We start from the raw sequence: 23,105 nt of genomic DNA on the forward strand, positions 1-23,105 counted from the left end.
GAAAGGCAAGGATTAGTGAAAGAGAGCTAGCCGCGCACCAAAACTGATGAAAAGTACACCAGTCAGGCGAGCCAGCCAACGGCCCAGCCACTGTTTGCCTGCTAGTCGCCTGGAAAGGCCAGCACCAGCAAAAATTAAAAAGGTCAGATAAGCCAGACTTACGGCTTGTACGATCATGCCAAGTACTACAAAAGTGAGCGGAATCCGGTCATAAGTCGGATCCACAAACTGGGGGAAGAATGCCATAAAAAACAAAATTGCTTTCACATTTACCAGCGAAATAGACAGTGCCTGCTTGTAAATATGGCCAGACGGTATTTCAACTGCTGCATGATGGCCTGCCTGAGGCCTTGGCATCAGCATTTTAATGCCCATCCATGCTAAATAGGCGGCTCCGGCGTAGCGAACCATATCAAATGCTGCAGGATGAGTACGCATTAAAGAAGCAACACCCACACTGGCGAGTAACATCAGGATTAAATCGCCGGTCACAATACCAGCGGCGGCAGCATAACCTGCACGTACGCCTTGTTTGGCTGCAACGGACAAAGCGAAAATCGAGTTTGGCCCCGGCAATAAAATGATAAATATAGTGCCGAGCAAATAACTGCTTAAATCGGTAATACCAAACATGAAGTGCGATCCTGTATTACTTGGGCTATCCGGCGCTGAAAATGCGCCATTTTTTAAATCTGCTTGCTTTAAACAAGGGTAAATGACCTGTTTCGCTTATTTTTGAGCGTTTAGCCCTCTACTTTACCCAGTAATAGATATTCAATCACTGCTTTTTGCGTATGCATGCGATTTTCTGCTTCATCCCATACTACAGATTGCGGGCCATCGATCACTTCGGGATCAACTTCTTCGCCGCGATGAGCAGGCAGGCAGTGCATAAACATGGCGTTAGCTTTGGCTTGCAGCATCACTTTTTCGCTGACCTTATAGTGCAGAAAGTCTTTTCTGCGCTGCAGTGTTTCACGCTCAAACCCCATTGAGGTACAAACGTCGGTGGTGACGATGTCAGCATCTCTGGCGGCCTGATAAGGGTCGTAAAAGGTTTCAAAATGTTCAGCGCCGTATTTTTGCCCATCTAGGATGGTCATTTCATAGCCACGCGGGCAGGCCTGATTGAGCTTGAAGTTAAAAATTTTGGCGGCTTGCAGCCAAGTGCGGGAGATATTATTGCTGTCCCCGATCCAGGCCACGGTTTTACCTTCGATCGAACCATTTTTTTCGATATAGGTAAAAATATCGGCCAGAATCTGACATGGGTGATATTCATTAGTCAGCCCGTTAATCACTGGGACTAAAGAATTATCAGCAAAGCGCTCAACAATGCTTTGCTCAAAAGTGCGAACCATCACGATATTGGTCATGCGGCTGATGACTTTTGCCACATCTTCGATGGGCTCGCCCCGGCCCAGCTGGGTGTCTTTGGATTGCAAAAACATTGCATGACCACCGAATTGCGCCATGCCGGCTTCAAAAGAAACGCGGGTGCGGGTCGATGATTTTTCAAAGATCATGGCTAAAACTTTGCCAATCAGCGGCTGGTAAAGCTCGCCAGCGGCTAGTTTTGCTTTAAGAATGGCGGCGCGTTTGAATAGATATTCGTATTCTTCGCGGGTGAAATCAGTAAATTGCAGATAATGGCGCATAGGGAACAGTCCGAATGGGCTGCCGGTTCAAAAAAGGACTAACCTTGGTGTGCCCGAAGCTGTGAGCGGCTGTGCTTTGCACAATTTCTTACAGGGTTTCAAGGCTATGCCAAGGTTTTTCATGCTGACCATGCGGCCTTCATTTTTGAAACGGTGTGAGCCACTTTGAGAAAAAAACAACCATTATTCAACCGTTTGCAGGCGGCTGGCAAGCTTTGTCAGCCGCTTTTTTTATTATTTGCCAGATATGATCAGTAAGCGTTTGAGAATTTCTAAGGCAGCAGTTTGGCCTGCGATGGTATAATCTGGTAGATATTCCACCATTAAATACGCTGTTGTTAAAATGATCTGCAATCCATACGAAATCATTATTCAGGGCATTACCAGTAATGGGCGTGAATTTCGGCCCAGCGACTGGGCTGATCGCTTGTCTGGCATCCTCAGTACTTTTGGCGTTGATCAGAAACTTTCTTATGCTCCTTTTGTTCGCCCGATGGTGCACGACAATGTGCGTTGTGTGGCGGTTGATAAGCAGCTTGAAAAAATCGACCCGCGTGTCTTTGAGTTCCTTATGACCTTTGCCCGCGACAATGACTTGCGCATTGTTGATTGCCGCTCCTTGCTGAGCGAGCATTACGCGGATAAGCCCGCAGAATAAAGATTCTGCTTATCGCTGGCCGGACACTGTCTGGCGGCGAATCTTCATTTTTCCCCTCTCTTTAGTCTGGTTTGCTGTGCATTCTGCTGCAGGCACAAGCTTGTTTTATGCCTTCACAAAAAGTGTGAATCTTTTGATTCTTGCGATGATTGGCTTGTTGCGTTGCACCAAGTACGTCTATGCTGGAATTAATTGCTTGTTTGCTGTTGATATACCGGCTTATAAGTCAGCGAGCTGGCGTAATCAGCACATTCTGGGCGTGGCCATTTTCAATTGATATGAAAGGTGTGTTATGAGACTTAAAGATAAAGTTGCGATTATCACAGGTTCCGCCAGCGGGATTGGTCAGGCCACTGCGGTTAAGTTTGCAGCAGAAGGCGCTAAAGTCGTGGTTTGCGATGTAAACCAGAGCGGGATTGACGCTGTTGTTTCAAGCTTGGTGCAAAACGGTGGCGTAGCGGTGGGCTATGTGGTGGATGTCACTAATAAAACCCAAATTGCCGAAATGGTGGCTGCGGTTAAGGCTCAGTTTGGCCGCATCGATGTGCTGGTGAATAACGCTGGCATTGTGCAAGATGCTCAACTGATCAAAATGAGCGAAGAGCAGTTTGATCGCGTGATCGATATCAACCTGAAAGGCGTTTATAACTGTGCCCGTGCCGTGGTCGATACCATGGTAGAGCAGGGGAGTGGCGTGATTCTGAATGCTTCTTCGGTCGTGGGCGTTTACGGCAATTTTGGCCAGACTAATTACGCAGCAGCTAAATTTGGCGTGATTGGCTTTGTTAAAACATGGGCCAAAGAGCTGGGTAAAAAAGGCATTCGCGCCAACGCAGTGTGCCCCGGTTTTGTTGCTACACCCATCTTAAAAGCCATGCCGGAAAAAGTGATCCAGGCGATGGAAGAGCGCGTGCCGATGAAGCGCATGGCTCAACCCGAAGAAATCGCCAATGTCTATGCGTTTTTGGCCAGCGACGAAGCCAGCTATATCAACGGCGCTGCGATTGAAGTAACGGGTGGACTGACCTTGTAATATCTTAAATTCGGAAACCCTAAGTGCTGCAGGCACAGCGCGAAGGGGATAACGCAGAGGGCGCAGAGAAAAACTAGTATTGGTTTTCTCCGTGCCCTCTCTTTATTTGCGCTGTGTCTACAGAGCTTGGGGTGTGTTTCACCCTAGCGTTTTACCACTTAGTTTTTTGACGACCATCATCAGCTCATCAATGGCCGCGTCTCCTTTTCCTTCTTGAATCGCCTTTGCCACACAGCCATGAGCATGGTTTTCTAATAACTGCATGGCGACTGAATCGATGGCTGATTTTATGGCCGAGATTTGTGTGAGCACATCCACGCAGTATCTGTCCTCATCCACCATTTTGGTGATGCCGCGTACCTGGCCTTCAATGCGGTTGAGCCGGGACAGCAGTTTTTGCTTGCCCGGCTGCACCACTTTTGGCCCTTCATCGGGGATGCAGCAATCAGGCAAGCTCAAAGCCCGCTCCTTCAATCGTATCGCCCAAAGCATCAAGCGAAGTCATTGCCGCGTTGTGATCGACTTTAGCGATGCCGCTTTCTAAATCAATGGCCACATGGCTCACGCCAGGCAGGGCGCTTAAAGCGTTGGTTAAAGATCGCACACAACCCATGCACGTCATGCCTTCAATTTTAAGTGTGCTGTGTTCCATGGCTTACTCCTTTAAATGTATAAAAAAAATTAGGGCGATTTAGGCTGCTCTTGGTGCTCATTAAAGACGCTGGTTTATTTCGGCGGTGTACCCGCCATGGTGCTGCGGTGGGTTACGGCCAGCAAATTGTTTGCTCTTTCTTTAGTGTTTCAATTGGCCTTACCCACCCTGTGAGAGCTGACTGTCCCTGGATTTTTCCTCTGAAATCCCTTCACTTTTCCACCGCCTTAGCATGAGCGAATTACTCACTACCGAAACCGAACTCAGCGCCATCGCCGCGCCTGCCAAAACGGGGTTGAGTAGACCAATGGCCGCTAGCGGTATGCCCAGCGTGTTATAGAAAAACGCAAAAAATAAATTCTGACGGATTTTCTTAATGGTGGCGCGGGAGAGGGCAATCGCGTCGCTCACCGCCAGTAAATCATTATGCAGCAGGGTGATATCGGCGGCCTCAATCGCCACATCGCTGCCTGCACCCATGGCAAAGCTCACTGCCGCTGCGGCGAGTGCAGGGGCATCGTTTACGCCGTCGCCCACCATGGCGATGACCTTATTTTGTTGCTGAATAAACGCGGCCTTGTCTTGCGGGCGCATTAAAGCTTGGTGCTGGCGGATACCACTGGCCTTGGCAATGGCGGCGGCCGTGGCAGGCTGATCGCCGGTCAGCATCACCACTTCAATGCCCATTGCCTGCAAACGTTTAACGGCTTCCACCGAGCTGGCTCTGAGTGTATCGGCCAGTGCTATCTGCCCAAGCAGAACGCCATTCTTGGCGATGCTCACCAAGGTGTGTGGCTGGGTGTTTTTCTCAGGCATTTCGCCTGCCCAGCTGGGGATGCCAACCTTGACTTCACTGCCGTCGGCGAGTTTACCCATTACGCCTTGCCCAGCTACGGCGACAAAGTCACTGATAGGCAAGAGGGCGCGCGTGTTGGCCGCCAAGATGGCATGGGCAAGTGGGTGTTCCGATCCTTGCTCTAGGCTGGCTGCAAGTTGCAGTAAATCTTCTTTGGCGATATCAGTTTGCAAGCTGATGATCTCCACGACCTTGGCTTGTCCCGTGGTCAGCGTGCCGGTTTTATCTACCACCAGCATTTCAATTTTGCCTGCATGCTCCAGTGCTGTAGCGTTTCTGAATAAAATACCCTGTTGTGCTGCACGGCCAATCCCTACAGAAATTGCCGTGGGCGTGGCTAGCCCCAGCGCACAAGGGCAGGCGATGACGAGAACGGCTACGGCGTGAATCATTGCGGTAACGGCGCTACCCCAATACCAAAAACTCCCTAGGAAAGTCAGTACGGCAATCGCCGCTACGATGGGCACAAACACGCCGGAAATCTGATCGGCAAGTCGCTGGATCGGCGCTTTAGAGCCTTGGGCATGGGCCACCAGCCGCACAATTTCGGCCAACTGGGTTTTGCTGCCCACGCTGCTGGCGCGGATTTTAAGCATGCCGCTGCTGTTTTTGGTGGCAGCAAACACTTTGCTGCCGGTGGTTTTTTCGATGGGCAGGCTTTCGCCGGTCAACATACTTTCATCTACTGCGGCTTGGCCTTCGATGACTACGCCATCGACGGGAATCACTTCGCCGTGGCGCACAATTACGATGTCGCCAAGCTTGAGTTGGCCAATCGGCAAATCGATTAGCCCTTCCGCTGTTTCTACCCTGGCTGTTTTAGGTTGCAGCTTTAACAGTTCGCTAATCGCCCCCGATGTTTTCTTTTTGGCGCGGCTTTCCAGCCATTTTCCTGCCAGCACCAGCGTAATAATCACCGCACTTGCTTCAAAATAGACATGTTGCTCATGCATGCCCATCAGGGTGACGACGGCAGAGAGGCCATAGGCCATGGTTGTGCCCAGTGCCACCAGCACATCCATATTTGCCCCGCCATTTTTTAGCGCAAAAAACGCACCACGATAAAAGCGCCAGCCCAAAATAAACTGCACCGGCGTAGCCAGTAGCATTTGCAGCCAGCGAGGTAATAGCTCGGCATGATCTGGGCTAAACATACTGGCCATCAGTGGCAGGCTTAAGAGGGCGGCAATCAGCAGTGGCCAGCGCTCATCTTTTTCTGAGGCCGCTGGGGTGCTGGCTAACTCGGCGGTAAACCCTGCGCGGCTAATTGTTGCGATCAGCGATTCGGCGGTAATGGTCTTGTCGCTGCTGCTGATATGCGCGGTTTCGGTTGCAAAATTCACCTCGGCTGCGACCCCGGTCTGGCGATTAAGGATTTTCTCAATCCGCGCCGCACACGCTGCGCAGGTCATGCCACCAAGACGAAGTTGGATTTCTGAAGTCATTTTTCCCCTCCTGTTAGAGATGACTATATACCCATGCGGGGTATATTGGAAGGGCGCAAAGGGGACGATCGGTAAGGTGGAGAGGGGCTGACTGATTAAGTGCATGATGGTGTTGCTAATTAATGAGTAAGTACAGTTTTAATTAGAATTGCCATGACGATTTTTTTTTGACGGTACAAATTGATGTTTTGTTTATTAAGTGTAAATAATCTGGCTTCTTACTGCAGCATGTTCGAGTAAATTGAGTATTCATTATTGAGTGCCCAGTATTTATGCTAAAGCGATTATTGTGTTTAACGTTGCTCTTATCTGTAATGAGTTTCGTGGCTTTCGCCGCGCCCACTCTGCAGCACTTTATTTACATAAATCATCGCGAGGCGGGCGGTGTAAATATTAAGACGGATAAGGGCCTGCTTGATCCACGTTTTAGTGGGGCGCAGATTGTCTATAAATGGCGCGATCTTGAGCCAACTAAAGGTCATTATGATTTTAGTGCGATTAAAGCAGATATCGTTAATTTGAATTCGATCAATAAAAAACTATGGATTCAGCTGCAAGAAAAGTGTTTCTCGCTCAGCCCCAATGTGCCTGCCTATCTTTTGCAAGACCCTATGCGACAATATGTGTGTGTTGGTTTGGGTATTTAAGCAGTCCACTGCCATGGTTTATTTAAATTTCCTGCCAAATGAATGGCTGCTGGGTGATGATAAGGGCTCTATGCGTGGCCTTTTTGCTTTGGACAAATCGCGGAAAATGGGAATTGGCGGGGCCTGATTTAATGCCCTGTCGTAAAAGCCATATGGCGCAGACGTATGGCTTTTTTAAGGATTATCCTAAGTGCTTAGTAAAGGTATGGCGGTGCAAGGTGGCAATCTTCGCCAGATTAACTCTAAGACGGGCAAAAAAATACCGTGGACGATATTCTGGATTTTGGTCAAAATTATTTAGGTTTGGCTTATATTTTTTGGGTAGAAGACGAGCCTTATTTTACAAATGAGGTGCTCAAGTTGTTTTAGTCATTCTTTACAAATAGTTGTCTTTACCTCAATAAATATATAAAACACTGCAAATAATATGCATATTGATGAATTAATTTAACCGCTTTTATCGTCTAAGTTTTATTGAATATTGGGAGTTTTAATTTTGTGAGCGTCATGAAATCTGATTTACTTAGTATGCTGCCTTACCGGCAGACTTCCGATCAGGTGCGGTGGGATATTGCCTTGTTGATGCATCGTGTATGGCCAAGTTCGCCTGCCCCCACTCAGGGCGCAATTGTGCCAGAGGAGCACGATTCGGCGCTGGATGCGCTTTCCTGTTTTATATATCGGGCTAATCGCCTGCTGAGCTATGCTGCGGTGCTGCATTTAACGCTTAGCCATGTTGGGCAGACCTTTCGCATGGCTGCATTGAGTTGTGTTGCAACCGATCCTGATTATCAAAATCAAGGGCTAGGCAGCTTAGTCGTCAGTGCAGCAACGCGCTGTATTGAAAATAGCCATGCTGACATTGCCTTGTTTACTTGCGATCCGCCATTGGCCGCGTTTTATGCCAAAGCAGGCTGGCCTGTGGTTTCCGTGGAGGTGATTGGTAGCCACGATGTAGGCGCTTTATCTAGTACAGAGTTAGGCAAAGTGGTGCTGCTTCGCCTATTGTCTGAGCATGCACATCAGCATGCTGAGGCATTTGCGAATACCACCATTTCATTGGGGGTGCCGTTGGGGCAGTTTGTCTGATTTATAAAATAGAAAAGGGAGCACTTGGCCTTGTCTAAACAGACTTCAAGCCCGGTAGCTTGGGTTAAAGCATTATCAACCCAATAATTTATCGCTCTCCATAATGTTTAACACTGGAAAAATACGTACCCCATTTTTCATCGATATCACCTTGCTTAATCGCTCTGTAAATTGATGAATAAGGCCAATCAACCGCCTTTGTGACATATCCATGCTTCACTGGATTAAAATAAATATATGCAACATGTTTTTCTAAATCGCCATCGTCTCTGATTAAATGCTCCCAATGACGGCGTTGCCCTATTCCTCGCTCACGTTTTAATTTTCTGCTTTTCCGAATGGTCTCGGTTTTTTGTATCGACCGAGAAAAAGCGGATTTAATCAAAGCCCAGCGCAATGGAGAATCAGCATCTTACAAAAGGTGAATGCCAAATAGCATGTAAATGATCGGGAAAAACCATGATTGCAATAATATTAAAGGGGTGACGTTGCCGGATTTTTTGCATTGTTTCTCGCAATAAATCTACTTGCTCAACTAATAAAACGTTTTTCCTATCGGCGAGATTAACGGTAAAAATTCATTTCACCGGCTATATTTGCTCTTCGATATTGTACATGGGTTTCTTTATTACATCGTTGGGCTGATAAAACGTGAGCCCAACCTACCGTGCTAAGCGATCGTATCCCCAAGCGCTGTCCAAAGATGCTGCGCCGCGTAGGCTCGCCAAGGTCGCCATGCTTCGGCTCTGGCGCTGAGTTTGCATGGCCCTTCTAATTGGGTGATGGCTTTGATGAGGGCAATATCGCTGGCAGGGAAGGCATCTGGCTCACGCAATTGGCGCATGGCGATATATTGGGTGGTCCAGTCACCGATGCCACAAATGGCGAGTAGTTTGGTGCAGGTCTCGGTAACGTTACTACCCGTGCTAAGTAAACCAGGCTCCGCTTCAAAGGCTGCGGCTAGTGCTGAGATGGTGTTGGCGCGGCTTTGTGGCATGCCTGTGAGATTTGCCTTGCTTAAGATGGCCGCTGTGGGGAATACATGGCTTAAAGAGGGATACTGCGCATCGGGGGTGTCTAATGGCTCGCCATATTGAGCCACTATTTTGCCTGCGAGTTTAATAGCGGCGGTGACGGTGATTTGCTGGCCGAGTACCGCACGGATAGCTAGCTCGAAACCATCCCAAGCGCCTGGCACACGCAGGCCTGCGCGTTTGGCGATAAGTTTTTTCATGAGTGGATCGAGGGCTAATTGCTGATTAATCATGTCTGGGTCGGCGGCTAAATCAAACATCGCTCTGAGGCGGGCAATAATTTGTGGCAGGGCGGCCAAGTTGGGGAAATGAATAGTGGCTGCCAGTGCGTGACTATTTGCTTGTTGCACCGATACCAAACCCTGCACCCCATGGATACTGATGGATCGCACATAAATGCCATCTTCCACGAGCTCCAGCCCAGCTATGGCACGCGCAGATAAATAGGCCAGCATGGCTTGCCAATCGTAAGGTGGGTGGTAGCGCAGCAGCAGGGTGACGCCAGTCGATGCCCCAGCCTGTTTATCGCGGCGTAAATCACTGGGTGGGCGCTGGTAAAGCTGCTGAAAGACTTCATTAAAGCGGCGCACACTGCCAAAGCCAGCGGCAAAAGCAATATCGGTAATGGGCATGGCGGTTTCGTGGATCAGCTGTTTGGCTAGTAACACGCGCCGTGTTTGCGCCACACCCTGCGGCGATGCGCCTACATATTGCTCAAATAGGCGGCGCAATTGGCGCTCACCAATACCTAATTTATCGGCGAGCGAGGCCAGAGAGCCTTCGTCCAAAGCACCCATTTCGATCAGCCTGAGTGCACGGCTTACCGTATTGGAAAACCCAGAGTTAGATACGCCACGCCAGGCGCCAGAATGCGGGGCGGCCTCTGGCCGGCAACGTAAGCAGGGACGAAAGCCAAGCTCCTGTGCTTCGGCTGCGGTATGAAAAAATAAAACATTCTCTTGTTTTGCCGTGCGGGCAGGGCAGATGGGCCGGCAATAGATGCGTGTGGTTTTAACTGCAATAAAAAAACGCCCGTCAAAGCGCGCATCGCGGCTAGCCAGTGCCCTGTAGCAAATGTCGTGATCGAGTTCCATGGGCGAAATCATGACAGGCAAATTTAAAGCGGGCCAGCTGTTTTCGGACGTGACAGGCTGGGTGGACGTGAATGCCCGTAGTTGAAGTAAATCCACGAGCAAAACCTTGAGCCACAGAAAGCACAGAGAAAAATCCAAGGTGAGGTGGGTTTTCTCTGTGGTCCTCTGAGTTCTTCTTTTTACGCTGTGGTTCAAGATTTAGGTTTTTCTGCTTCACGCCGCTCTCTGCGCCTGCTGAACTGTTTGGCCGCTATGCTCGCGTCCGAAAAGCGCCAGTCTTGCTATCGTCTTCACGGCAAGATGCGGTTTTTTTAGGAGACACACCATGCAGCTTGCTCAACAATTTCGTCAGTTAAACGAACAGGGTCAATTTTTACTCGCTAATGCTTGGGATGCAGGCAGTGCGCGGGTTTTTGCCGCAGCGGGCTTTGCGGCTATTGGCACAACGAGCGGCGGTATCGCCTATTCGCGTGGGCTTAAAGATGGCGAACAAATTGATCCGCAGGTGATGATCAGCGAGCTGGCGGCCATCTGCCGCTCGGTGAATGTGCCAGTGACGGCGGATATTGAAGCAGGCTATGGCTACTCGCCCGAATCGGTAGCAGCCACCATCAGGGCAGTGATTGCGGCGGGGGCTGTGGGGGTGAATTTAGAAGATCGTCAGCATGGCTCATCGGGGCTGTTTGATTTAAACGCACAAGTGGAGCGAATCCGCGCGGCCCGCAAGGCGGCGGGAGATTTACTCTGGATTAATGCGCGTACCGACACTTTTTTACTGTGCCTAGGTGTGGATGAGAAAGAGCGCTTTTTGATGACTGTTGAGCTGGCGAATGCCTACTTGCTTGCTGGGGCAGATATGGTTTTTGTGCCTGGCCTTGTTGACGTGGCCGTGCTGACTCGCCTTTGCCAGTTGGTAAACGGCCCCATCAGCGTCATGGCCATGCCTGGCGCGCCATCTGCGGCGGCCCTGTTTGCAGCAGGTGTTCGTCGAGTAAGTCTTGGCGTTTGCCCAATGTTGGCTGTGATGGGCACCCTGCGCGATATTGCTATTGAGGCGCGTGAGGCAGGAACCTGGCGGGTGATGGGCGAGCGTTTTTATGGTTTTGCAGAGGCAGAATCGCTGGTGTGCTCAGCAGCAGGCAGGACCTGATGTTTTTTCCATCTGCGCAGTTTTGCACACGCACTTTGCCAGGGGCCAATGGTGTTGACCTGTATCCATTTTACGATAGGCCATTTGTCCCCGGCCCATTTCCTGTGGCCCTGTTCAAACAGCGTGCTTTCTTCGTTGTCCAAAATAAATTGCCGGATTTGCCCGGCTAATTCGGCAAATTCTGTATTTAATTGGCTGAGTGATAAATTGCAATGGCGGGTATGAAAGCTTTGGGCGAGCAGCCCAAGCTGATTCCATTTAAAACCTGGCGCAGGCATTTGTGCGGGTTTCCCTTGTAACTCGTCTTTATCCCATTGCAATAAAAGCTGCCCCCAGCCTATTTGATAGGCAAGCAGATCGCACGCTGATATTTCTCCTTCTATTTCGGGCAATCTTGTATCTTGCTCCGCTAGGGTGGCGAGCTCTTTGATTAGTTTGGAATAGGCGCTGTCAAAGTTTAGAAGCAGTTCTATTTTATTGCATGGTAGTGGCATGGCATCACCCTGCGGATTCATTTAATGGCAAAAAAAGATTTATTCAGAATATGTAAATAATCTGGGTATCTGCTCTGGCGTATTCAGGTTAACTTGAGCAACTTTCATCCAGAGCAGAGTCATTATGCTAAGCCGGTTTCTCAATTTTACGCTGGTTTTATTGCTTATGAGTCCGGCAGCTTTTGCTGCCGCGTCCACTTTGCAGCATTTTATTTATATTAATCACCGCGAGGCGGGTGGTGAAAATATTAAGGCGGATAAGGGCCTGCTTGATCCGCGTTTTAGTGGGGCGCAAATTGTTTATACATGGCGGGATCTGGAGCCAAGTAAAGATCATTACGATTTTAGCGCGATTAAAGCAGATCTCATTTATTTGAATTCGATGAATAAAAAGCTTTGGATTCAGCTGCAGGAAAAATCATTCACACCGCGTGTGAATGTACCTGATTATCTGCGACAAGATCCTGTTTTTAAAGGCGGTGTGATTAAGCAAAGCATGTTAAGTGCACCCGAGCGCGACCCAAATAAGCCGGTCACGGATGATGAATATGGCTGGTCGGCCAAAATGTGGGAGCCCCCCGTGCGAGAGCGCTATCAAAAACTTATCCGGCAATTGGGTCGTGAATTTGATGGCAAAATTGCAGGGATTAATTTTAGCGAAAGCTCAATTGATATCGGCACTGAAAATGCCGATGGCACAACGACTTTTCCTAAAGATTTTAGCCCTAAGGCCTATGTAGATGCGATTGGCGACAATATGCGCGTGCTGGCGGCATCGTTTAAGCAATCTACCGCCATGGTTTATTTAAACTTTCTGCCGGATGAATGGCTGCCTGGTGATGATAAGGGCTATATGCGCGGGCTATTTGCCCTAGCTCAATCGTTGAATATGGGAGTTGGCGGGCCAGATTTAATGCCCTACCGCAAAAGTCATATGGCGCAGAGTTATGGCTTTTTCAAAGCTTATCCTAATAAACTGCTTAAAGGCATGGCGGTACAGGATGGCAATCTTCGCCAGATTAACCCTAAGACTGGCAAAAAAAATACAGTGGATGATATGCTGAAATTTGCCCAGAATTACTTGGGCTTGGATTATATATTCTGGGTAGAAGACGAGCCTTATTTTACCAATGAAGTATTAAAACAGCTGCCTGCGGCAAGGCATTAACACCTGAATAAAAAGGTTTGCGAAGGCCGCAATGCTATTGCGGCCTTTTTGCTGCGAAGGATGTTTCTCATGCGTTTGTGCTTGCTCGGGATGAAACTTTCTCAAGCACATCATCTGCCCTGCATATACCTGGTTTTTTCAGTATTACGTGAAGTTTTGCGCGCTATGAGGCTTATGGTTTTATTTGAACAGCATAAAACTGAGGCCTCATGGCTAGGGCTGGGTAAGTGTTGGCACTTAGCGCCGTGGCAGGCCAAAGCGGTAGCCGATTGATAAATCAAGTACGGGGCTGTTTAGCTCGCCTTTGAATGATTTAACTACGCCCGCCCCCGCTTTAACTTGCCAGTTATTGCTGATTGGATAGCTGGCATAGGCCATAGGCTGCATGATGGCTCCACCGTCTGAATCCACTCCGCCACCACCGGCCGCACCAACCAGCATTTCTGCGCTAAGGCGTAATTTGCTGATGATTTCCGGGCTTTCCCAGCCTGTACCGATCAAACCAACCGAGTAGCCACCTGCGCCGCCGCTTAAGGCGCTATGGGCCTGACCGCTCAGATAAAAACCATGGTCAATCTTGCGGTTTAACTTAAAGCCGATGTTTTGCATATTGCGTTTACTGCCATCACGGCGGGCTGCGCTGGTGTAGTGCTGCATGCTGGCATCCCATTCCCAGCCTTCAATCCGGTTCAGAATATCGTTGCTTGCATGGGGGTGATCAAGGGCCATGCCGAGTTGCAGGCTGGCATAGCGGGCATTAAAGCTGCCGTCAAAGGCTTTGGAAAGACCCGTTTCTAAGGTCAAATCAAGATCATGGCTGATTTGATAAGTGCCAAATACCGCTGCTTTTCCCAAAGCGCCGCCACCCGTATCTACGGCACCGCCACCCCCCATGCCCAGTGATACGCGCGTGCCTGCACGCAGGGCAGAGTTAAAGGCGTATTCCCAGCCGAAAGTGCCTAATACTTCGGCGTAGCCGTCGGAAGAGCCTTTCACTGCACCTGCGGCTTCCACGCCCCATAACCAGCCATTATTCAGCGATTGCGTCATTAAAAAACCCGCATAAGAGGTGCTGTCCGGCGCTGCTGCACCCGTGGTGGTTTTAACGCTATTGCCCTGTGGCTTGGATTGCGCCGCAACAATGGCGATGCGATCAAAACCTACGCCACCCCGGCGGGTAGCGGTGAGGTATTGGCCGATGCGGCTGGCATCGCTGTAGCTGAATGTATCGTCTACAGAAATCATCACGCCCAGCTGGCGGCTGCTGAAGTTGCCGCTTGGAAAACGGACTTCTGATGCGGAAAGCCCCGCGCGAATACCGCCAAAATCCCAGAGCAAATCGATATGCGGGCGTAGCATCAGCCCGCCGCCCACACCTGCCGCGCCGCCGCCACCACCGCCCAGATAAAAGCCGCTATCAACGCTGATTTCTTTGCTCACAGGAAGGCGGTAAGTGATTTCGCCACCACCGGTAAAGAAACCGCCACGCTCGCCTGTGATCGCACCATAGGCTGCGGGGCCAAGATAGAGGCCGGGCAGTGTCTCGATTAAATAGCTGCCACCCACCATGCCCATCTTTTCATCATCTGGCAGGGTGATGGTTTCAAAACCCAATTTAAATGCGGCAGGTTTTTGAATCAGTGTGTCGCCCTGCTCTGCATAAGCTTGGCTGGACAGTAAGAGGCTGATGGATAAGAGGCGTTTTAGCATAGGGCTCTTTGAGTTGGGGCTGGGTCAGGCAAAAAAAATACTCTGCATGTGCAGCCAGTTTCAGGCGCAGAGAGCTTGAGTACTCAAACCGAAATTTTGCCAAAAGGAATGATCAGCAAAAAAAACCGCCACGAATGGCGGTTTACTCGCGCTTTACTTCACGCGCATGCCAGGCTTAGCGCCGGTGTCCGGGCTGAGGATGTATAAACCACCATCCCCACCGGCAGCCAGTACCATGCCTTCAGATACACCAAATTTCATTTTGCGCGGGGCAAGGTTTGCCACCATCACCGTCATGCGGCCTTGCAAGTCTTCCGGCTTGTAGGCTGCTTTGATGCCAGCAAACACATGGCGGGTCTCGCTGCCAATATCCAGCGTTAAGGACACCAGTTTATCCGCGCCTTCTACAGCTTTAGCTTCGGTAATCATGGCTACGCGCAGATCGATTTTCATAAAATCATCGATGCTGATGGTTTCTGCAATCGGCGGGATTTCATAATCTGGCTTGGCCACAGGTGCGGTGGCTTCCAGATTTTGCTTGTTTTCTTCAACCATGGCGGCAATGTCTTTTGGATCGATACGGGTCATTAAGTGCTGGTAAGTTTCGATGGTGTGATCGAGCAGCAAGACCTGCGCATCGCTCCAGGTAAATGGCGCCACATTCAGAAATTGCTCTACATCTGCCGCTAGCTTAGGCAGTACCGGCTTGAGGTAAATAGTCAGAATACGGAAAGCGTTGATCAGAAAGCTGCAAACCACGTGCAGATGCAAGCTCTGCTCTGGGTCTTTCGCCATCGCCCAAGGTTTTACGCTATCTACGTACTGATTGACTTCATCGGTTAGCGTCATGATTTCGCGAATCGCCCGGCCATACTCCCGCGCTTCATATAGTGCAGCCAGTTTCTCACCTGCGCCTTGCAACTGGCCTTGCAGTGCAACGATGCGATCCATCAGCGGGTAATCGGTGGCGGTGAAAATGCCATCGTGCAAGCGGCCTTCAAAGCGCTTGCTGATAAAGCCCGCGGCGCGGCTGGCGATATTGACGTATTTGCCGATCAGATCCGAATTAACCCGGGCACTGAAGTCTTCTAGGTTCAAATCCAGATCATCCACGCCGCTGCCTAATTTAGCGGCAAAGTAATAGCGCAGCCATTCCGGGTTCAGATGTTTCAGGTAGGATTCGGCGGTAATAAAGGTGCCGCGCGATTTGCTCATTTTTGCGCCGTCTACGGTCAAAAAGCCGTGGGCGTGAATAGCGGTTGGCGTGCGGTAGCCTGCGTATTCCAGCATGGCTGGCCAAAATAGCGCGTGGAAATACAGAATATCTTTGCCAATAAAGTGATACAGCTCGGCATCGGAATCTTTATTCCAATAGCTGTCAAAATCTAAGCCCAAGCGATCGCACAGATTCTTGTGGCTGGCCATATAGCCAACCGGCGCATCGAGCCATACATAGAAATACTTGCCTGGCGCATCCGGAATCTCAAAGCCAAAATAAGGCGCATCACGGCTGATATCCCAATCGGAAAGACCCGCTTCAAACCATTCCTGCATCTTGTTGGAGGCTTCTTTTTGCAGCTTGCCGGGCGTGGTGGTCCATTGCTTTAGGAAGTCTTCGCATTCACCCAGCTTAAAGAAGTAGTGCTCTGATTCGCGCAGCTCAGGCGTTGCTCCTGAAACGGCCGAGTAAGGGTTTTTCAGCTCGGTGGGGCTGTAAGTTGCACCACACACTTCGCAATTATCGCCGTACTGATCTTTAGCCGCGCACTTCGGACATTCGCCTTTCACAAAGCGATCAGGCAAAAACATGTTTTTAACCGGATCGTAAAGCTGGTTAATGGTGCGGCTGGCAATCTTGCCATCTTCTTTTAATTTGCCGTAAATACGGTAAGCCAGCTCGCGGTTTTCTGGCGAGTTGGTCGAGTAAAAGTTATCAAAATTGACATGAAAGCCAGCGAAATCACGGGTGTGTTCACCGTGTACGCGGGCAATCAGTGCTTCTGGCGTTAGGCCTTCTTTTTCAGCGCGCAGCATAATCGGCGTGCCGTGGGTGTCATCGGCACAGACGTAATGGCATTGGTTGCCACGCTGCTTTTGAAAACGCACCCAGATATCGGTTTGGATATATTCAACAAGGTGGCCAAGGTGAATCGCACCGTTGGCGTAGGGAAGGGCTGAGGTAACGAGAATCTTGCGCGGCATCGTGGCGAAAACCAAGGAATAAAGAGAATAGGGAATTATCCCCAATATTTCGCCCGACTGCGAGGTGAATACACAGATATTTGTGGCATTGCAGCGAAAAGCCTGTGTAAACACGCATAAATCACTTAGGTTTGCTGAAGTGAAAATATATATGCCCACGGCTTCGGGCTTTTATTACGGGGAGCGCAATGCTTTTGTCATGATTTTTGGCCTTTATCTGGCAAGCCGCCCTGGTGCTCTCTATATTGATAAGTCATAAATTGTTGTACTTCTCTGCGGGCTTTGCTGCATTTAGAGGTGCCGCTAAGCGGCCTTGGGCAGAAATGATCCATTGTTTCTTGGGCTTTTCATATTGGGTGCAGTTTGTAAAACAAACATTCACAGAGTCAGCGAGTAATGAAGTCATTTTTGCATCGGTTAAATTGGAATAAAAGCACAATGCTTGGGCCTGTATTACTTGGGCTGGCCGGAATACTGATCGGCGTTATCTTTGCTTTTTTTTCCTATCGCCTAGATGCGGAGCGGGCAGAAGCTGCGTTTTTGCAAATGAGCGCCCGTTATGTTTCCGCTGTGCAAAATCATATCAACGCATTGGATGAGGGCTTGCGGCGTGCAGGTGCATTTACCGGAAAAGGAGGGGCACAGCCTGAGTTTTTATACACTGTGCAGCTGTTAGATTTGCCTGCTACACATGCAGGTGCTTTATCTGTTGGCCTGCTTAGATGGGTGGCGGATAAAGATCGAGCCCGTTATCAGGAAAAATGGGCAAATGAATTTGCAAGTACGCCTTTAAAAATGGCTGAAATCTCCGGCACAAATACAGATGCATATATTGTTGAAGCACTGGAGCCCGGCTTTTTTAAAGAAGAAATTCGCGGCTATGATTTTTCTGTATATACAGATTTGTTTGAAAAACTGCAATCATCAGCAGACAAAGACCAAGCGTTTTTAATTGTTTCAAAACGCTTATCAAAATTACATCGGGCGGATTTTTTAATTTTTTTACCTTGGTATTTAACGGATAAAAATAGTAGCAAATTATTTGACAGGCATGGCCTGTTTCAGGGATATGTTTATATGCCTGTAGATGTAAAAAAAATGATGGAAAGTGTTGATTGTGAATATGGTGCTTTGTTTAAATGTGAGTTAAGTATTTTAGATAATAAAAAAATACCTGTTAATTTGTATCGGAGTAATATAAACCCACCGGAAAATGGTATTTCTCTTTATCAGCGCGAAGTGGTGTTTGATTATGGGGGTAAACAACTCGCTTTGCAAATATCTAGTCAGCAGATTTTTGATCAATTTTATCTGAAAAATGATTATGTGTGGATCGTGGTTTTGGGTGTGCTGATGGGTTTGTTGTGCGCAGTAGTTTATTATGTGGTTTTAAATAAAAAAATAGTAAATAAAAATAAAATTGATGAAGAAAATAGAACGAAAATTCAGGATAAAGAAACAGAGCTTATGCTGAATGCCATGCCCGGAGCTGGTTTTATTGTGGACAGGCAGGGCCTAGTGCTCAACATCAATCACTATGCACTTTCTCTTTTTAAGCAGGTGGCCGCGGATGTGTGTGGTCAGCCTGTGTTTAGGTTGTTTTTTGATTTTAATTATGATGATTTTGAATCCTATATTTTGAGTGCGGAAAAAAATCAATCGCCTAGCGAGACCAATCCTCCACTTGTTCTGAAAGGACTTGATCTGAATGGGATTGATTTTGGTGTTGAATTAAATGCTATTTATTTTTTGAATCATCATAAAATAATGTGTCTGCTTAATGTCACCACCGTTTCAGAAGAAGGAAAATTAATCAAAGAGCAGTTAAGTCTGGCTGTTGAATCTGCAAAATTAGCGACATGGGAATGGCATTTAGATGAGAATAAAATCAGCTGGGATAGCGCCATGTATGCGCTTTATGGCCTGGACCCCGTATCGTTTTATCTTGATTACGCCAGCTGGTCTGCCCGTATCAGCCGTGCAGATATTATTCAGTTTGATGGTGCGATGCATGCCATGTTGCATGGCGGCGAATCGCTGAGTGAAATACTCAGAATTATTTTGCCTGATGGATCACTGCGTTATATTTCTACGCATGGAAAATTAATTCTGGATGATAAAGGCTTGCCGGAAAGGGTTATTGGCATTGATTTAGATATGAGCCGTGTGATTGAGGCTGAATATGCATTGCGTGAATCAGGTGAGCGGTTTTCTTTGGCCGCGCAGGCTGCTAAAGAAGGGATTTGGGATTGGAATATGCAAACGGGCGAGGTGTGGTTTTCTCCCCAGTGGAAAGAAAATTTTGGTTATGCAGATGATGAATTAGAAAACAACTTTGCCACATGGGACAGGCTGATCGAACCGGAAGACCGAAAGCGGTTTTTACATTTAACCCATGAATTTAATCAGGGGGCGATGGATCGCTTTGAAGTGACTTTGCGTTTTAAACATAAATTAGGGCATTGGGTCAGTGTGCGCAGCCGTGCCGTTCATTTGAAAAATGAATCAGGCGAAGTGGTTAGAATGGTTGGTTCGCACGAAGATATTACTGAAATTTTGAAACATGAAGCCGCCTTAAATGAAAGCAGAAAGAGAATGGATTTAACCATTCAATGTGCCGGTCTCGGAATATGGGATTGGAATATCAGCAATAATGAGGTTTTATTTGGCGGGCAATGGGCAGAAATACTGGGCTATGATCCGGCAGAAATGCCTGCACACTTAGAATGCTGGTCTGATTTAACGCATCCTGATGATGTGCTTGCTGCCCGGAAATTATTGCAGGCGCACTTTAGTGGCGAGTTGGCTATTTGTGCCGCTGAATTCAGAGTAAAAAATAAGGATGGAAACTGGCGTTGGATTTTAAGCGTGGGGCGGGTCAGTTCATTTAGTCAGGACGGTAAGCCTTTGCGTATGCTTGGGGTGAATATTGATATTCATGAAAGAAAAATTAATGAGGCAGCCTTACAAGCTGCCATTTTACTGGCGGAAGCAGCAAGCCGAGCTAAAAGTGATTTTTTAGCCAATATGAGTCATGAAATTCGTACCCCGCTAAATGCGGTATTGGGATTTTCATCTTTAGTGCTTGAAAGCGAGCTTAGCCCGCAACAGCGGGAGTTGGTTGATTCAATTCATACGGCTGGCCATTCTTTATTATCACTTTTGAATGATTTGCTGGATTTTTCAAAAATAGAGGCAGGTAGGCTAGAGCTGGAATGTATTGAATTTAATTTGCGGAATATTATTGAAGAGCTGTTTATTTTTTCTGCACCAAGAGCGTATGAAAAAAAATTAGAAATTGCATGTCTTATTTCCCCTGATGTGCCTGAGCATTTAATGGGGGATCCTGCTCGTTTGCGTCAGGTATTAGTTAATATAATGAGCAACGCGATTAAATTTACAGGGGATGGGGATATTATTGCCCGTGTATTGTGTGAGGTGATTGATTTGCAGCGCGTTATGATTCGGATTGAGGTAAAAGATTCGGGGCTGGGTTTATCTGATCAGGTGAAAAATGAATTATTTAGCCCATTTACCCAAGCAGATAATTCAACTACGCGTAAATTTGGCGGTACTGGCTTGGGCTTATCTATCTGTAAACGCCTAGTTGATGCAATGGATGGGCAAATTGGTGTGGAAAGTCAGCCCGGTGAAGGGGCTAATTTCTGGATTGAAGTGCCTTTTACTCTTGTTGATGCTGCGCCTCCGGTACCAGTGTCTAGTCAGCGGCGTAAAGTGCTGGTGTTAGAGCCTTTTCCTGCATATGCCGAATCCCTTGCGATCAATCTGGAAAGGCTTGGGCTGCATGCGCATTGTTATACTGATCCTGAAGAGGGCATGGCCGCTTTAAATCAGGACGGTACAGAATTTGCCTTTGTGATGATGGATGAGCGTTTTGAAGCCGTTGATTTAAGTCTCCGTATTCATGCTCATTTAAATGGAGCTGCCTTGCCAATTATTCATTTGATTTTGAGCAGAGCAGAAGAGGTTCATCGTAAGGTTAATCCGCTGGATTTTTATTTGGCGAAGTTTACAGAGGAAAAACAGTTGCGGCATTGTATTGAAGAGTGTTTACAGCGTGGTGAAAGTACGTCTTCACAGGTTGATATATTATTGGCAGATGAAATAGAAGGCATGGATTTACATATTCTGGTGGCTGAAGATAATCTGATTAATCAGAAAGTGGCCATGATGATGCTGAAAAAGCTGGGTTGTAAAGTGGATGTCGCAAATAATGGATTAGAAGCGCTTAATCAGGTTCAGAAAGGCAATTACGATTTGGTTTTTATGGATTGCCAGATGCCGGAAATGGATGGCTATACCTCGGTTGCGCTGATTCGTGCATTGGCGGGGCCGCAAAGCCAGGTGCCTGTAGTTGCTTTAACCGCTAATGCGTTTAAGGCCGATGAAGATCGTTGTTATGAGGCGGGCATGAATGATTTTATTGCCAAGCCGATTAGTGCTGAACAATTGATTCGTGTTTTGTCGCGGTTTTTTTTCAATCAGTCACAGGGGCAGATTGCTAATGCTCTGAATGGAGATCATATGACTTCGCCTGCGGGTAATGAAGAGCTGGATAAAGAAATGGCTAGTATTAACCATACCTTTGAAGATTTAAAAACCATGTTGGGTATGGACATGACGGATGAGCTGATTCAATTGTTTTTGCCTACACTGGATGAGTGCCTAGCCAACCTAGGCCCGGTGATAGAGTCGGGCGACGGGGATGCCGTGGTGAGCTGTGCCCATAAATTAAAGGGTGCGGCCGCTCAGCTGGGGGCGCAGTCCCTAGCCGATTTATGCAAAAAAGTAGAGCAGACCGGGCGTGAAAAAGCATTAGATGATGCATGGCCGTATCATGCGAAGATTCTGACTTTAGGCAGTGCTGTTGGGCAGCGCTTACGTGAGCGCTGATGCGCTAAGCGGTATTTTCAGAATATGAATAACAAAAATAACAGGTACTGTCGTGATTTTGCCAAGCTCGGGTTTAATGATCCCATGGCTGCAATCCAAACTGGATGCAGCAACACATATCACTGCAGGTGATTTGGGCGGAGAGGTGATGCCGGAAAGCCGTAAGGCTGCGGTGCTGATCCCACTGGTGCTGCATCCTGATGGCCCCACCGTTTTGTTTACTGAGCGTGCGGCGCATCTTTCTACCCATGCCGGCCAGGTTAGTTTTCCGGGCGGGGCGTATGAAACGCAGGATGCAGATTTAATCGCCACGGCTTTGCGTGAAACGCAGGAAGAAATTGGTCTCTCGCCGGAGCGGGTGGCAGTGATGGGCAGCCTGGCTGAATATTTCACCATCAGCCGTTTCAGGGTGACGCCCGTAGTGGGGGTGTTGCAGCCGGGGTTTGATTTAATGCCAGATCCTGATGAGGTGGCGGATGTCTTTGAGCTGCCGCTCTCTGTTTTACTGGATACGCGCCGTTTTGAGCGCCGGATGATAGAGCGCAACGGCCAGCGCGGCTTTACTCATTTCTTAGAGCATGATGGTCGTGTGGTGTGGGGGGCGACAGCGGGAATGCTGCTGATGCTGGCTAGAAGTCTGGAGTAAAACGACACCCGCTGCTGCGGGGGCCGCTTAATGCATTACAACTTGCTGCGGCCACTTTGGATCTTGATCAGGGTGGCAAGCAGCGTATCAATATCGCCGCAATGATTATAAAAAGCCAAAGATGGCCGCACGGTGGCTTCCAGCCTAAAACGCCGCAAAACAGGCTGCGCACAATGATGACCAGAGCGCACTGCAATGCCTTCATTATTGAGCAATGCGTCTACTTCTGTCGTTTCAAAGCCTTCCAGTACAAAAGATAAAACGCTGGCTTGGCTTTTTATACCCCCCAAAAAAAAGCTTGCCATTAGGGCATTGTCGTAGCCGTTACCATTGAGGTTCATCGAAAGTTTCAGTCCTGCTTTAAGCCTAGCCATTTTCCGCCTCAGGGCCATTGTGAATGAAGCGTCAGCAGACCCTAGCCATATTGGGTGGTGTTTTGCAGTGGCAGAGGGGAGTGCCTGATAGGAATAAAAAGGCCTGCGTATGCGTTGGTAATATTTGTGTTGCTTTATTGTTGTGTTTCATATGGGTTTATTTTTCACATCTTGACATGGCAATGTCATGCGGTTGATGATCTGTGGCAGAAAGTGATTGATTCTTAATGGTTAATTGCTTTCAAAACGAAACGTGCGCAATAAGCAACCAGTAAAAAATG

At 48.3% G+C, this 23,105-nt stretch carries 18 protein-coding genes and 1 pseudogene; 8 read left to right on the forward strand and 11 right to left on the reverse strand.

The genetic code is table 11. The features are described from left to right. Window positions 1–12: 12 nt before the first annotated feature. The gene (gene leuE / locus DYD62_RS07745) at window positions 13–633 is read right to left on the reverse strand and encodes a leucine efflux protein LeuE (protein WP_115226797.1); all 621 of its coding nucleotides are present in this window, start codon (window positions 631–633) and stop codon (window positions 13–15) included. Between the two features lie 110 nt (window positions 634–743). Next, window positions 744–1,658 carry an ornithine carbamoyltransferase gene (gene argF / locus DYD62_RS07750; RefSeq protein ID WP_172476486.1) on the reverse strand — a complete coding sequence of 305 codons (915 nt, stop codon included), beginning with the start codon at window positions 1,656–1,658 and terminating at the stop codon, window positions 744–746. A 343-nt stretch (window positions 1,659–2,001) separates the two neighbouring features. On the opposite strand from argF, the pseudogene DYD62_RS07755 reads away from it, so the two are divergent. Beyond that, window positions 2,002–2,289, forward strand: a pseudogene (locus DYD62_RS07755) (DUF3579 domain-containing protein); the annotation flags it as partial. Window positions 2,290–2,608: 319 nt separating this feature from the next. Then, a complete protein-coding gene (gene fabG / locus DYD62_RS07760; RefSeq protein WP_115226799.1) occupies window positions 2,609–3,349 on the forward strand; it encodes a 3-oxoacyl-ACP reductase FabG in 741 nt (246 codons plus the stop codon). Between the two features lie 138 nt (window positions 3,350–3,487). Here fabG and DYD62_RS07765 read toward each other — a convergent pair whose 3' ends face one another. From DYD62_RS07765 to DYD62_RS07775, 3 genes are all read right to left on the reverse strand, one after another. After that, complete coding sequence (locus DYD62_RS07765; RefSeq protein ID WP_373280361.1) at window positions 3,488–3,808, reverse strand: metal-sensitive transcriptional regulator; 321 nt, start codon at window positions 3,806–3,808, stop codon at window positions 3,488–3,490. Then, window positions 3,795–4,001 (reverse strand): heavy-metal-associated domain-containing protein, encoded by a 207-nt coding sequence (locus DYD62_RS07770; RefSeq protein WP_115226801.1) that lies wholly within the window; start codon window positions 3,999–4,001, stop codon window positions 3,795–3,797. The genes DYD62_RS07765 and DYD62_RS07770 overlap by 14 nt, the downstream gene beginning before the upstream one ends. A gap of 159 nt (window positions 4,002–4,160) precedes the next feature. Further along, window positions 4,161–6,302 (reverse strand): heavy metal translocating P-type ATPase, encoded by a 2,142-nt coding sequence (locus tag DYD62_RS07775; RefSeq protein WP_233702886.1) that lies wholly within the window; start codon window positions 6,300–6,302, stop codon window positions 4,161–4,163. Between the two features lie 323 nt (window positions 6,303–6,625). On the opposite strand from DYD62_RS07775, the gene DYD62_RS23805 reads away from it, so the two are divergent. Continuing rightward, window positions 6,626–6,949 (forward strand): hypothetical protein, encoded by a 324-nt coding sequence (locus tag DYD62_RS23805; protein WP_207916307.1) that lies wholly within the window; start codon window positions 6,626–6,628, stop codon window positions 6,947–6,949. A 507-nt stretch (window positions 6,950–7,456) separates the two neighbouring features. Further along, window positions 7,457–8,038 carry a GNAT family N-acetyltransferase gene (locus DYD62_RS07785; protein ID WP_115226803.1) on the forward strand — a complete coding sequence of 194 codons (582 nt, stop codon included), beginning with the start codon at window positions 7,457–7,459 and terminating at the stop codon, window positions 8,036–8,038. Between the two features lie 88 nt (window positions 8,039–8,126). Here DYD62_RS07785 and DYD62_RS24005 read toward each other — a convergent pair whose 3' ends face one another. Continuing rightward, complete coding sequence (locus DYD62_RS24005) at window positions 8,127–8,423, reverse strand: REP-associated tyrosine transposase (protein ID WP_233702887.1); 297 nt, start codon at window positions 8,421–8,423, stop codon at window positions 8,127–8,129. 285 nt (window positions 8,424–8,708) lie between these two features. Next, the gene (locus DYD62_RS07795; protein WP_207916311.1) at window positions 8,709–10,262 is read right to left on the reverse strand and encodes a DNA-3-methyladenine glycosylase 2 family protein; all 1,554 of its coding nucleotides are present in this window, start codon (window positions 10,260–10,262) and stop codon (window positions 8,709–8,711) included. Window positions 10,263–10,491: 229 nt separating this feature from the next. On the opposite strand from DYD62_RS07795, the gene DYD62_RS07800 reads away from it, so the two are divergent. Next, entirely contained in the window at window positions 10,492–11,316 is an 825-nt protein-coding gene (locus DYD62_RS07800; protein ID WP_115226805.1) for an isocitrate lyase/PEP mutase family protein, read from the forward strand. On the opposite strand, the gene DYD62_RS07805 is transcribed toward DYD62_RS07800, so the two are convergent. Continuing rightward, window positions 11,262–11,810, reverse strand: a complete 549-nt coding sequence (locus DYD62_RS07805; protein ID WP_165928598.1) for a ClbS/DfsB family four-helix bundle protein — start codon at window positions 11,808–11,810, stop codon at window positions 11,262–11,264. The genes DYD62_RS07800 and DYD62_RS07805 overlap by 55 nt on opposite strands. 166 nt (window positions 11,811–11,976) lie before the next feature. Between DYD62_RS07805 and DYD62_RS07810 the strand changes: the two genes are divergently transcribed. Beyond that, the gene (locus DYD62_RS07810; RefSeq protein WP_207916313.1) at window positions 11,977–12,978 is read left to right on the forward strand and encodes a hypothetical protein; all 1,002 of its coding nucleotides are present in this window, start codon (window positions 11,977–11,979) and stop codon (window positions 12,976–12,978) included. A gap of 237 nt (window positions 12,979–13,215) precedes the next feature. Here DYD62_RS07810 and DYD62_RS07815 read toward each other — a convergent pair whose 3' ends face one another. Together DYD62_RS07815 and metG are read right to left on the reverse strand one after the other, a co-directional pair. After that, complete coding sequence (locus DYD62_RS07815) at window positions 13,216–14,688, reverse strand: hypothetical protein (RefSeq protein ID WP_115226808.1); 1,473 nt, start codon at window positions 14,686–14,688, stop codon at window positions 13,216–13,218. A 153-nt stretch (window positions 14,689–14,841) separates the two neighbouring features. After that, window positions 14,842–16,890 (reverse strand): methionine--tRNA ligase, encoded by a 2,049-nt coding sequence (metG, locus tag DYD62_RS07820; RefSeq protein ID WP_115226809.1) that lies wholly within the window; start codon window positions 16,888–16,890, stop codon window positions 14,842–14,844. A gap of 438 nt (window positions 16,891–17,328) precedes the next feature. Between metG and DYD62_RS07830 the strand changes: the two genes are divergently transcribed. Together DYD62_RS07830 and DYD62_RS07835 are read left to right on the forward strand one after the other, a co-directional pair. Further along, window positions 17,329–21,804, forward strand: a complete 4,476-nt coding sequence (locus DYD62_RS07830; RefSeq protein ID WP_165928599.1) for a PAS domain-containing protein — start codon at window positions 17,329–17,331, stop codon at window positions 21,802–21,804. A gap of 52 nt (window positions 21,805–21,856) precedes the next feature. Beyond that, window positions 21,857–22,450 (forward strand): CoA pyrophosphatase, encoded by a 594-nt coding sequence (locus DYD62_RS07835; RefSeq protein WP_207916315.1) that lies wholly within the window; start codon window positions 21,857–21,859, stop codon window positions 22,448–22,450. Between the two features lie 35 nt (window positions 22,451–22,485). Here the strand turns inward: DYD62_RS07835 and DYD62_RS07840 are convergent, their stop codons facing one another. Further along, window positions 22,486–22,791, reverse strand: a complete 306-nt coding sequence (locus DYD62_RS07840) for an aminotransferase class V-fold PLP-dependent enzyme (RefSeq protein WP_233702888.1) — start codon at window positions 22,789–22,791, stop codon at window positions 22,486–22,488. Between the last annotated feature and the right edge of the window lie 314 nt (window positions 22,792–23,105).

It is taken from the genome of Iodobacter fluviatilis, assembly GCF_900451195.1.
GTDB lineage: Bacteria > Pseudomonadota > Gammaproteobacteria > Burkholderiales > Chitinibacteraceae > Iodobacter > Iodobacter fluviatilis.